We start from the raw sequence: 11,490 nt of genomic DNA, 5'->3' as shown, positions 1-11,490 counted from the left end.
GGAGCCGGGCGGAGCCGGGCGGAGCCGGGCGGAGCCGGGCGGAGCCGGGCGGAGCCGGGCGGAGCCGGGCGGAGCCGGGCGGAGCCGGGCGGTGGCGAGCCAGGGCCCACCTCCGCCCGGAGCCTCGGTTACTCGAGGGTGTGCGCCGCCAGGCGGGTGAGCCGCAGCACGGACTCCGCCTTGCCGAGGATCTCCATCGACTCGAACAGCGGCGGCGAGATGCGGCGGCCTGAGACGGCGACCCGCAACGGGCCGAAGGCCACTCGGGGCTTGAGTGCGAGGCCGTCGATCAGCGTCTCGGTGAGCGTGGTGTGCACGCGGTCGTGCGTCCATTCCGCTTCGGGAATGTCCAGCAGCGCCGCGGTGGAGGCGGCGAGGATCTCCTGGGAATTCTTCGGGAGCGAGGCGAGCGCATCCGGCTGGTAGGCCAGCGAGTCGCCGCCGATGAACAGGAAGCCGAGCATGCCGGGCGCCTCACCGAGCAGGGCGATGCGCTCCTGAACGAGCGGGGCCGCGGCCTCGAGGATGGCCTGCTGCACCTCGCTCAGCGGTTCCGTCACGTCGCCGGCGGCCACCAGGTACGGGATGACCCGAGCGGCGAAGTCCGCGGGGTCGAGCAGGCGGATGTGGTCGCCGTTGAGCGACTCGGCCTTTTTGAGGTCGAAGCGGGCCGGGTTCGGCAATACGTCGACAACGTCGAACGCGGCGATCATCTCATCGATCGTGAACACGTCGCGGTCGCTCGCGAGCGACCAGCCGAGCAGCGACAGGTAGTTGACCAGGCCCTCCGGCACGAAGCCGCGAGCGCGGTGGTGGAACAGGTTGGACTCGGGGTCGCGCTTGGAGAGCTTCTTGTTGCCCTCCCCCATCACGTAGGGCATGTGCCCGAAGCGCGGCACGAACGTAGCCAGCCCGATGTCGATCAGCGCGTGGTACAGCGCGATCTGGCGCGGCGTGGAGGAGAGCAGGTCTTCGCCGCGCAGCACGTGGGTGACGCCCATCATGGCGTCGTCGACCGGGTTCACGAACGGGTATAACGGATGCCCGTTGGGCCGCACCACGACGAAGTCGCTGAACGAGCCGGCCGGGAAGGTGATCTCGCCGCGAACCAGGTCGTCGAAGGAGATGTCCGTGTCCGGCACCTTCAGTCGCAACGCCGGCGAACGGCCCTCGGCGCGGAAGGCTGCCTTCTGCTCGTCACTCAGATCGCGTTCGAAGTTGTCGTAGCCGGCCTTGGGATCGCGTCCGCGTGCGACATTGCGCACCTCGATCTCCTCACCGGTGGCGAAGCTCTCGTAGATGTGGCCGGATGCCTTGAGCTTCTCAATGACGTCGGCGTAGATGTCGTAGCGCTCGGACTGGCGGTAGGGGCCGTGCGGCCCGCCGACCTCGACGCCCTCGTCCCAGTCCAGGCGCAGCCAGCGCAGCGCGTCGAGGAGCTGCACGAAGCTCTCCTCGGTGTCACGGGCCGGGTCGGTGTCCTCGATCCGGAAGATAAACGTGCCACCTGTGTGCCGGGCGTAAGCCCAGTTGAACAGGGCCGTGCGGATGAGGCCGACGTGCGGCGTTCCGGTCGGCGAGGGGCAGAACCGAACGCGGACGTCGGTGCCGGTGGCGGTGGAAAACGGGTGCGCTATTGTCTCAGACATCGACATCGAGTCTAGTTGGCGACGGCCCCGGCCGGGGCGGCCGCGGTGAGCGCGGTGAGCGCGGTGAGCGCGGTGAGCGCGGTGAGCGCGGCCAGACGCCGCAGGGTCGCGGCGATGGCGGGCACTCCGGCGGCACCGGCGACCGTGACCGCGTGCAGGGTGCGGTGGTCCCGGGCCAGGGTCGGGCGGATGCTCACCGACGGGTGCGCCGCGACGGATGCGGGGGCGAGCCCGGCACCGACGGCCAGCGCGGGCAGCATCGCGACGCCGATTCCCGCCGCTACGAGGCCGAGCACCGCAGCCGTGTTGTCAGTCTCGTAGGAGATGCGGGGCGTGAAACCGCTGTGCTCGCAGAGCTCCAGCAGGTGACCGCGGCACCGCGGGCATCCGCCGATCCAGTTCTCCCCGGCCAGGTCGGCGAGGTCGACCGCGTCGTCGCCGGCGTGCGCGTGGCCGGCCGGCAACACGAGCAGCATCTCGTCCCGGCGGAGCGTGGTCACGACCAGGCCGTGCGCGCTGGCCCGGTGCGGGTCGACCCGGTCGCCGGGGTAGCTGAAGGTGATCGCCAGGTCGGCGTCGTCTTCGCGCACGAGAGCCACGGCCTCCGGCGGCTCGGCCTCGACGTAGGTGACGGTGATACCCGGATGCCGGCTCCGCAGATCCGCGATCAACCGGGGCACGATCGTGGCCGAGGCGGAGGGGAAGGCCGCCAGCCTCACCTGGCCGGCCCGCAGCCCCTGCAGCTCGGCCAGCTCTCCGGACGCGGCCTCCAGGGCGACGGTCACCGTCACGGCGTGCCGGGCGAGAAGCCGGCCGGCCTCGGTGAGCCGCACGCCGCGGCCGACGCGCTCGATCACGGCCATGCCGATGCGCTGTTCCAGCCGTTTGAGGTGCTGGCTCACGGCCGGCTGGCTGTAGCCCAGCGCGGCGGCCGCCGCGGTGATCGACCCGTGGGCGGCGATGGCGCCCACGACGCGCAGGCTCTGCGCATCGAGAACGGGCGGGGCGACGGGAGTCATTCCCGAATCATAACCTGCGGCTATGTTTCACATCATTTAGTGGCTGTTGTCGAATGCATGCCCCCGCCGCATGCTGGAGGAATGAATCCGATCGACTCCCCCGCCGCGCGTTCGACCGACGCGCGCTCGGAACTGCCGGAGCTGCCGGAGCTGCCGCCCCACATCGGGGTGCGGGAGGCGCGCGCCCGGTTCCGCGGCGGCCGCGGCTACCTGGCCGCCTGCACGCTGGGGCTGCCGACCAGGGAGACGGAGGCGGCCCTTCGCGCGGACGCCGAGGCGTGGGCGCTCGGACAGGCCTCGGCGACGGGCTATGCCGCCGCCGTCGAGCGGGTTCGGCACGCGTACGCGGGGCTCGTGCACGTTCCGGTGAGCCGGGTCGCGATCGGGTCGCAGGCATCCGTGCTGGCCGGCCTGCTCGCCGCGAGCGTGCCCGACGGCGCGGAGGTGCTCTGCGTTGACGGCGACTTCAGCTCGATGGTGTTTCCCTTCCTCGGCCAGGCCCACCGCGGGGTCACCGTGCGGCATCTGCCGCTGGCTGAGCTGGCCGCCGGAATCACCGCCGACACCTGGCTCGTGGCCTGGTCGCTGGTGCAGTCGGCCACCGGCGCGGTCGCCGACACCGTGGCGATCAGGGCCGCGGCCGCACGGCACGGGAGCCTCACCCTCTGCGACACGACGCAGGCCGCCGGGTGGATGCCGGTGGACGCATCCGTCTTCGACGCCACCATCTGCCACAGCTACAAGTGGCTCTGCGCTCCCCGGGGCGTGGCCTTCCTGACCGTGACCGAGCGCCTGGCCGCCCGGCTGTTCCCCGTGCAGGCCGGCTGGTACGCCGGCCGGGACCCATGGGCCTCCTGCTACGGACCGGCCATGGACCTCGCGACCGACGCGCGCCGGTTCGACGTCTCCCCCGCCTGGAACGCCTGGGTGGGCGCCGAGCCCGCGCTGGACCTGTTCGGCCGGCTCGACCTGGCCGAGGTGCGCGATCACGCCGTGGCGCTGGGCGACACCCTCTGCACCGGGCTCGGCCTGGCGCCGGCCGGCCAGGCGATCGTGACCTGGCCGGATGCCGACGGCACCGACCTGGACCGGCTCACCCAGGCGGGGCTCACCGCTTCGGGCCGGGCCGGTCGGGCGCGGGTGGCCTTCCACCTCTGGAACGACGAGGACGACGTCGCCGACGCCCTCCGCGCCCTCCGCCCCTGACAATCCGCCGCCCGCCGCCCGCCGCCCGCCGGTCCGGACCCGCAACCCACCGTCAAGCCCGGGCGCGGTCCGCCGAGCGGTGAGCAACTCCCCTCAAAAAGCGAAAAAGAGGGTCGGAACTCACGGCTCGGCGGGGTGGTCAGGCGGTCTTTTCGGTTACGGCCGCGATGATCGCGGTAGCGAGGGCGGCCGAGGAGGCCGGGTTCTGGCCGGTGTAAAGGTTGCGGTCGATCTCCATGTGCTCGCCCCACGCCTCGCCGGCGACGAAGTCGGCGCCCAGTTCGACCAGGCGGCTCTGCACGAGCCACTTCGCCTTCGGGGCGAGGCCGCCGAGGGTCTCCTCCTCGTCGGTGAAGCCGGTCATCCGGTAGCCGGTGAACGGCCAGCTACCGTCGGCGCGCTTGGCGGCGAGCATCGCGGCCGGTGCGTGGCAGAGCACGCCGAGGATGCGACCGGAGTCGAGGGCCTCGGTCATGATGGCGCCGGAGACGGCGTCGACGGCGAGGTCTTCCATCGGGCCGTGACCGCCCGGGTAGAAGACGACGTCGTAGTCGGCGACCGTGACGCTATCGATCGAGCGCGGTTCGTCGAGTTCGGTGCCGATCGTGTCGAGGTACGCGACGATGGCCTCGGCGCGGTCTTCGCCACCGGCGGCCGCAGGCGTCAGGCTGCCCGCGTCGATGGTGGGGGCGACGCCGCCCGGCGTAGCGATGGTGATCTGCCAGCCGGCCTCGGTGAACAGGCGGTGCGGTTCGGCGAGCTCCTCGGCCCAGTAACCGGTCGGGTGCAGGCTGCCGTCGTTGAGGGTCCAGTGGTCAGCGGCACTGACGACGAAAAGTACTGAATTCATGGTTTCTCCAGAGATTGTGATCGTATGAAAAGGATGCTGTCGGGTCGATCAGACGTTCGTGCGGACGACCATCTTGCCGGTGTTCTCACCGCGCATGAGACCGAGGAACGCCTCGACCGCGTTGTCGATCCCGTCGACGACCGTCTCGTCGAAGACGACCTCGCCCGAGGCGAGCCAGCCGGCCATGTCGGTGGAGAACGCGGCGAAGTGCTGCACGTAGTTGCCCACGATGAAGCCCTTGAGGGTCAGGCCTCGACCGATCATGTTCGCCAGGTTACGGGGGCCGACAGATGCCTCGGTGTTGTTGTACACGGAGATCGCGCCGCAGAGGGCAGCACGGCCGCCATCGTTGAAGGTGGCCAGGGCCGCCTCGAGGTGCTCCCCGCCGACGTTGTCGAAGTAGACGTCGATGCCGTCCGGAGCGGCGGCGGCGAGCTGCTCGGCGATGTTGCCGTCCTTGTAGTTGAAGGCGGCGTCGAAGCCGTACTTCTCGGTCAGCAGGGCGACCTTCTCGGCCGAACCGGCCGAGCCGATCACGCGCTTGGCGCCCTTGAGCCTGGCGATCTGGCCGACCATGCTGCCGACGGCGCCGGCGGCGCCGGAGACGAAGACGGTGTCGCCTTCCTTGAGTCCGGCCACCTCGAGCAGGCCGACGTAGGCGGTGAGGGCGGTCATGCCGAGCACGCCGAGGTAGGCGGAGAGCGGCACGCCCGGGAGCTCGGGGACGACCCGGAATCCGGCGGCATCCTCCTGCACCAGGTCGCGCCAGCCGAACTGGTGCACGACCACGTCGCCGACGGCAACCGAGTCGGAGGCCGAGGCGACCACGCGGCCGACGGCCCCGCCGGTCATGGTGTCCCCCAGCGCGTAGGGCGCGGAGTAGGACTTGGCGTCGTTCATCCGACCGCGCATGTAGGGGTCGACCGACACGAATTCGTTGGCGACGCGCACCTGGCCGGCGGCCAACTCGGGCAGGTCGATCCGGATGGTGCTGAAGTCGGCATCCGTCGGCCAGCCGGTGGGGCGCGCGGCGAGCTGGATCTGGGTGCTGGTGGTGGACGAGGCCATCGGGGGCTCCTCTGCTATTTTGTAACGGATGGTCTAATATATTGTGTACTGAGCGATACACAAAACCACTTACAGGAAATTTGGAGGAAACGCGATGGGACGGATGCAGAGCTTCGAGCGCATCACCGTCGTGCAGGCGGCCCGGGACCTGTTCTGGGACAAGGGCTTCGACGCGGCCTCCCTCGCCGATCTGGAAGCCGCCACCGGACTCAAGCGATCCAGCATCTACCACGCGTTCGGCAGCAAGCGCGGCCTCTTCGACGCCGCCGTCGAGGACTACCAGGACACCGTGATCCGGCCGCGCCTGCGCATCCTGACCGGGGCCGGGGCCGGGGCCGGGGTCGGCCCCTCGGCCGGCCGCGCGTCACTGATCGCCTACTTCGCGGAACTCCGCTCGGCGGTGTGCGCCCTGCCGGAGGATTCCCCCCGCCGCGGCTGCCTGCTCGTGAACTGCGCCGCGGGCCTCGCCGCCCACGACGACCCGGCCCGCCAGGTCGTCGACGACTACCGGTCGGAGCTGACCCGCGCCCTTCAGGACGCCCTCCGGGCGGCCGGGTCGGCGCCGGGAGAATCCGGGCCTGACTGCGCCCCTGAGCGTGCGAGGACCCTGGCCTCACTGGGGATGAGCGCCATGCTCCTCGCCCGGGTCAACGCGGCCGAGTCGGTCGCCCTGCTCGACACGGCGCTGGACCAGATTCGGGCCTGGTTTCCGCAGGACGCGCCCGCAGCAGGCTGACAGTCGCGCGGCCGGGCTCAGGCCCGGCGCACCGGGTTCGACAACACGCCGATGCCCGCGATCTCGACCTGCACGGTGTCGCCGTCGGCGACGGCGCGGGCCCGGCCGGGGGCCCCGGTCAGGATGACATCGCCCGGCAGCAGGGTAAACACGCCGGAGACGAAGGAGATCATCTCCGCCACGGTGTGTTTGAGCAGCGCCGCGGTGCCCTCCTGGAAGGTCTCACCGTTGATGCGGGATTCGATCGAGAGGCCGGTCCAGTCGAACTCGGTGTCGATGACCGGGCCGAGCGGGCAGAACGAGTCGAAGCTCTTCGCCCGGGTCAGGTGCCCGTCCCGCTCGCGCAGGTCAACAGCGGTGACGTCGTTCGCGATCGTGTAGCCGAAGATGGAGTCCTCGGCGTCCAGCACGGACACGTTCTTCGTGATCTTGCCGATCACGATGGCGAGTTCGCCCTCCACCCGCACGTCCCGCGACGCGGCCGGCAGCACGATCGGGTCGCCCGGGCCCACGACGGCGGTGTTCGGCTTGAGGAAGAACCGCGGCTCGGAGTCCATGGCGACGGACTGCTCGTCTTCGTCGGCGAAGTAGGACCAGGCCATCCCGACGATCTTCGACCGCGGGATCACCGGGGCGAGCAGCTTCACGTCGCGCACGGGGACGCGCTGGCCGGTGGGGTCGTAGCCCGCGAACATCGGGTCGCCCTTGAGCACCACCAGCTCGTCGTCGTCGATGATCCCGAACGAGATCAGCCCGTCATTGTTGAACCGCGCGATCTTCATGCGGTTCCGGCCGGGGCGTCGAGGCGGGTGAGCCAGCCATGGCGGTCGGGCAGGCGGCCGTACTGGATGTCGGTCAGTTCCTGGCGGAGCGCCATCGTGATCCGGCCGGCCGGCGCATCCGGGTCGCCGATTTCGAGGTTCGGACCCTTGAGCTGGGAGATGGGCGTGACGACGGCGGCGGTCCCGCAGGCGAACACCTCGGTGATGGCACCGGATGCCACCCCCTCCTGCCATTCGCCGAGGGTCACGTCTCGCTCCTCCACGGTCAGTCCCCTGTCCCGGGCCAGCTGGATGATGCTGTCGCGGGTGACGCCCTCGAGGATGGACCCGGTCAGGCGCGGCGTGACGATCGTGTCGGCGCCGTAGACGAAGAACACGTTCATGCCGCCGAGCTCGTCGATGCGGCTGCTGGTCTCGCCGTCGAGGAAGAGCACCTGCGCGCATCCGTTGTCGTAGGCCTGCATCTGGGGCAGCAGGCTGGCGGCGTAGTTGCCGCCGCACTTGGCCGCACCGGTGCCGCCGCGGCCGGCTCGGGAGTACTCGGTCGAGAGCCAGATCTTGATCGGGGCCACGCCGTCGGCGAAGTAGGCGCCGGCCGGGCTCGCGATCACGTAGTAGCCCACCTGGTGGGCGGCCCGCACGCCGAGGAAGCTCTCGTTGGCGATCATGAAGGGGCGCAGGTACAGGCTGGTCTCCGGAGCCGAGGGCACCCAGTCGCCGTCGATGGCGACCATCTGTTTGATCGATTCGATGAAGTCGGCCACCGGCAGCTCGGGCAGTGCCAGGCGGCGGGCCGAGCGCTGCAGCCGCTCCGCGTTCTTCTCGGGGCGGAAGGTCCAGATCGAACCGTCGGCGTGACGGTAGGCCTTCAGGCCCTCGAAGATCTCCTGCCCGTAGTGCAGCACGGAGGACGCCGGGTCCAGCTGAAGCGGGCCGTAGGGCATGACGCGGGCGTTGTGCCAGCCGTCGTCGATGGTCCAGTCGATCGCGACCATGTGATCGGTGAACTTCTTGCCGAATCCGGGGTCGGCGAGGATGTCCTCGCGCTCGACCTGCGACCGGGCCGCCTCGGAGGGCGTGACGGCGAAGCTCAGCGGGAAGGTCGTGGTCTCGGTGGACGTGGTATCGGTCGGTGTGGTCTCGCTGGGTGCTGCCTGGCTCATTGGAGTCCCTTGTCTGTCAGTCGGGTCACGATGGCATCGCCCACCTCGGAGGTGCTCCGGGGCGTCCGATCGCGGGCGGCGATATCCGCGGTGACGGCCGCGGAAACCCGCGTCGACGCATCCGCGAGGCCCAGGTGGTCCAGGAGGAGAGCGACCGAGAGGATGGCCGCGGTGGGGTCTGCCAGCTGCTTGCCCGCGATGTCCGGGGCCGAACCGTGCACGGGCTCGAACATGCTGGGGAACCGGCCCTCGGGATTGATGTTCCCGGAGGCCGCGAGACCGATGCCGCCGCTGATTGCGGCCGCCAGATCGGTCAGGATGTCGCCGAAGAGGTTGTCCGTGACGATGACATCAAACCTACTCGGATTCGTGACGAGGAAAATCGTCGCGGCATCCACGTGCAGGTAGTCGACGGCCACCTCGGGGAACTCGGCGGCGACGGATGCGACGACCCGCTGCCAGAGGCTACCGGCGAAGACGAGCACATTGGTCTTGTGCACGAGGGTGAGGTGTTTGCCCGGCCGGGCCTGGGCGACGGCGAAGGCGTGGCGCACGACCCGCTCGACGCCGAAGGCCGTGTTCACGGAGACCTCGTTGGCGACCTCGTGTGCCGTGCCCTGGCGGATGGCGCCGCCGTTGCCGACGTACGGGCCCTCGGTGCCCTCGCGCACGACGACGAAATCGACGTTGCCGGGGGCGGCCAACGGGCTCTGCACACCCGGGAACAGCACGCTCGGGCGCAGGTTGACGTAGTGGTCGAGCGAGAAGCGCAGCTTCAGGAGCAGTCCGCGTTCGATGTTGGCGTCTTTGAGACGGGGGTCCCCGGGGGTCCCGCCGACGGCGCCGAGCAGGATGGCGTCGTGGCCGGCGATCGAGCCGAGGTCCTCGTCGGTGAGCACGTCACCGGTTTCGAGGAACCGGGTCGCGCCGAGGGAGAACCAGGTCAGGTCGAAAGACACGTCCTCTGATGCCGTGGCGGCACCCAGGACCTTGACCGCTTCGGCGACGACCTCGGGGCCGATCCCGTCTCCGGGAATGACAGCGAGCTTGATCTGAGGGGACATTCGACTCCGTATGTCTGGACGTTGGCTGTAGATAAACCCTACTGCGACACATGAAGTGTCTAAGCTGGACAATTCCTGACAACCAACAGAAAGCAGTCAGCATGAGTATCGGATTCGGAATCTTCCTCCTCGTCGTCGGCGCCGTCATGGTGTTCGCCTTGAACGTCTCCGTGGAGTGGATGGACATCGAGCTGGTCGGCTACATCCTGATGGCTGCCGGCGCCGTCATCACCATCCTCGGCATCGTCCTGCTCACCCGCAAGCGCAGCACCCTGACCACCACCCGCAGCGCCATCGACCCGGCGAGCGGCGAGCAGGTCACCTCACAGAAGAGCTCCGTCGACGACATCCAGACGAACGGTCTTTAGCAGTACGGCACGCTGGCGGCGGCTCAGGTGGCTTTGCGCAGGGTGATCAGCGCCACCAACGCCGCCGCCAGCACCAGCCCGGCCCCGATCCAGGCCGTGGGCCCGATCCCGCCCGCGAACGCGTCGCGGGCGGACTGCAGCAGCAGGTCGGCCCGGCCGGCCGGCAGCCCGGCGGCCACGGCCACGGCGCCGCCGAGCGTCTCGGATGCGGCCGCGCGCTGCGCCGCTGTCAGCGATTCCGGCAGCACGACAGCGCTGCGGTAACTCGCCGTCAGGATGGTGCCGAGGATCGTCGTGCCGAGCACCGCACCGAGCTCGTACGCGGTTTCCCCGACAGCGGATGCCGCTCCCATCTTGTCCGCGGGAGCGCTCGCCACGATCAGTTCGTTCGACACCGTCTCGGCGGCGCCGATTCCGATCCCGAGTGCGACGAAAACCAGCGCGATGCCGGCCGCGTCCAGGTTCGCCCCGCCGAGCGCGGCGGCCGCATAGCCGCACGCCGAGATCAGCAGTGCCACCGGCACCACGATCGACGGCCGCACCCGGCGGGCGATCGGAACGATGACCAGGCCGGACACGATCATGGCCACCAGCCCCGGCACGAGCACGAGCCCGGCCGCCAGCGGTGAGAGGCCCAGGACGAGCTGCAGGTACTGGGACACGAAGAACAGCCCGCCGACGAGTGCGACAACGCTCAGCAGGTTGACGCCGATCGCCCCGCTGAACGCGCCCTGCCGGAACAGGGCGAGGTCGATCATCGGGTGGGTGAGCCGGCCCTGGCGGCGGACGAAGAGGATGCCCGCGGCGAGGCCGAGCACGATCGGAGCCAGGGCCGGGAGCGTGGCGCCGGCTTCGGCAACGGCCTTGATGCCGTAGACGACGGGCAGCATGGTGGCCAGTGAGAGCGCGATGCTCGGGGCGTCGATGCGCCCGGGGTTCGGGTCGCGGGATTCGGGCACCAGCAGCGGGCCGAGCACCAGGAGCGGCACCAGCAGCGGCACCGCCAGCAGGAAGACGGAGCCCCACTTGAAGTGTTCCAGCAGCACGCCGCCCACGACGGGGCCCAGGGCGCTGCCGGCGGCGAAACCGCTCGCCCAGATGGCGATGGCCAGTCGGCGCTGGTTGCGGTCGGTGAAGACGGACCGCAACAGGGACAGCGTCGGAGGCATCAGCATGGCGCCGAAGAAACCCAGCACGGCGCGATCGATGATGAGCCACTCGATGCTGGGGGCGAAGGCAGCCACGACGGAGACGGCTCCGAAGCCGGCCGAGCCGATCAGGAGCAGCCGGCGCCGGCCAATCCGGTCACCGAGGCTGCCCATGGCCACGAGGAGCCCGGCGAGCATGAGCGGGTAGATGTCGATCACCCAGAGCAACTGGGTTCCGGTCGGGCGGAGGTCCTCGGAAATGGCCGGCAGGGCGAGGTTGAGCACCGTGTTGTCGATCGATACCAGGAGCACGGGCAGCATCAGAACGACCAGGGCCCACCACCGGCGGCGGGAGCTGATCACCCGGCTCTCGGCTGCAATGGGGCTGGTCTCACGGAGGGAGTTGGACACGGTGACGACTGCTTTCGGCTTCAGGG

At 70.0% G+C, this 11,490-nt stretch carries 11 protein-coding genes; 3 read left to right on the top strand and 8 right to left on the bottom strand.

Translation table 11 applies throughout. From position 1 onward, the window contains the following. Positions 1-128: 128 nt before the first annotated feature. Positions 129-1,649, bottom strand: a complete 1,521-nt coding sequence (gene gltX, locus E3T37_RS02290) for a glutamate--tRNA ligase (protein ID WP_134365233.1) — start codon at positions 1,647-1,649, stop codon at positions 129-131. Positions 1,650-1,660: 11 nt separating this feature from the next. Further along, the gene (locus tag E3T37_RS02285; protein ID WP_134365232.1) at positions 1,661-2,668 is read right to left on the bottom strand and encodes a LysR family transcriptional regulator; all 1,008 of its coding nucleotides are present in this window, start codon (positions 2,666-2,668) and stop codon (positions 1,661-1,663) included. Positions 2,669-2,749: 81 nt separating this feature from the next. Between E3T37_RS02285 and E3T37_RS02280 the strand changes: the two genes are divergently transcribed. Continuing rightward, positions 2,750-3,874: an aminotransferase class V-fold PLP-dependent enzyme gene (locus tag E3T37_RS02280; protein ID WP_134365231.1), complete on the top strand. Its 1,125-nt coding sequence runs from the start codon at positions 2,750-2,752 to the stop codon at positions 3,872-3,874. Positions 3,875-4,013: 139 nt separating this feature from the next. Here the strand turns inward: E3T37_RS02280 and E3T37_RS02275 are convergent, their stop codons facing one another. Beyond that, positions 4,014-4,724, bottom strand: a complete 711-nt coding sequence (locus tag E3T37_RS02275) for a type 1 glutamine amidotransferase domain-containing protein (RefSeq protein WP_134365230.1) — start codon at positions 4,722-4,724, stop codon at positions 4,014-4,016. 48 nt (positions 4,725-4,772) lie between these two features. Further along, positions 4,773-5,792, bottom strand: a complete 1,020-nt coding sequence (locus E3T37_RS02270; protein WP_134365229.1) for an NADP-dependent oxidoreductase — start codon at positions 5,790-5,792, stop codon at positions 4,773-4,775. A 94-nt stretch (positions 5,793-5,886) separates the two neighbouring features. On the opposite strand from E3T37_RS02270, the gene E3T37_RS02265 reads away from it, so the two are divergent. Then, positions 5,887-6,528 carry a TetR/AcrR family transcriptional regulator gene (locus tag E3T37_RS02265; RefSeq protein WP_134365228.1) on the top strand — a complete coding sequence of 214 codons (642 nt, stop codon included), beginning with the start codon at positions 5,887-5,889 and terminating at the stop codon, positions 6,526-6,528. 17 nt (positions 6,529-6,545) lie between these two features. On the opposite strand, the gene E3T37_RS02260 is transcribed toward E3T37_RS02265, so the two are convergent. Genes E3T37_RS02260 through E3T37_RS02250 form a run of 3 tightly spaced genes read right to left on the bottom strand, consistent with a single transcriptional unit; the run spans position 6,546 to position 9,537 of the window. Beyond that, positions 6,546-7,310 (bottom strand): fumarylacetoacetate hydrolase family protein, encoded by a 765-nt coding sequence (locus E3T37_RS02260; protein WP_134365227.1) that lies wholly within the window; start codon positions 7,308-7,310, stop codon positions 6,546-6,548. Beyond that, a complete protein-coding gene (locus tag E3T37_RS02255; RefSeq protein WP_134365226.1) occupies positions 7,307-8,473 on the bottom strand; it encodes a branched-chain amino acid aminotransferase in 1,167 nt (388 codons plus the stop codon). The genes E3T37_RS02260 and E3T37_RS02255 overlap by 4 nt, the downstream gene beginning before the upstream one ends. Continuing rightward, entirely contained in the window at positions 8,470-9,537 is a 1,068-nt protein-coding gene (locus tag E3T37_RS02250) for a 3-isopropylmalate dehydrogenase (protein WP_134365225.1), read from the bottom strand. The genes E3T37_RS02255 and E3T37_RS02250 overlap by 4 nt, the downstream gene beginning before the upstream one ends. Positions 9,538-9,638: 101 nt before the next feature. Here E3T37_RS02250 and E3T37_RS02245 point away from each other — a divergent pair, with 101 nt between their 5' ends. Further along, positions 9,639-9,905 (top strand): DUF6458 family protein, encoded by a 267-nt coding sequence (locus E3T37_RS02245; protein WP_134365224.1) that lies wholly within the window; start codon positions 9,639-9,641, stop codon positions 9,903-9,905. Positions 9,906-9,928: 23 nt separating this feature from the next. Here the strand turns inward: E3T37_RS02245 and E3T37_RS02240 are convergent, their stop codons facing one another. After that, entirely contained in the window at positions 9,929-11,434 is a 1,506-nt protein-coding gene (locus E3T37_RS02240) for an MFS transporter (RefSeq protein ID WP_370262106.1), read from the bottom strand. Positions 11,435-11,490: the final 56 nt, after the last annotated feature.

The sequence above is a fragment of the Cryobacterium sp. TMT2-10 genome (assembly GCF_004403075.1).
Taxonomy (GTDB): domain Bacteria; phylum Actinomycetota; class Actinomycetes; order Actinomycetales; family Microbacteriaceae; genus Cryobacterium; species Cryobacterium shii.
Note: the sequence above shows the minus strand (reverse complement) of the source record. Positions and strands in the feature narration are given on the sequence as shown.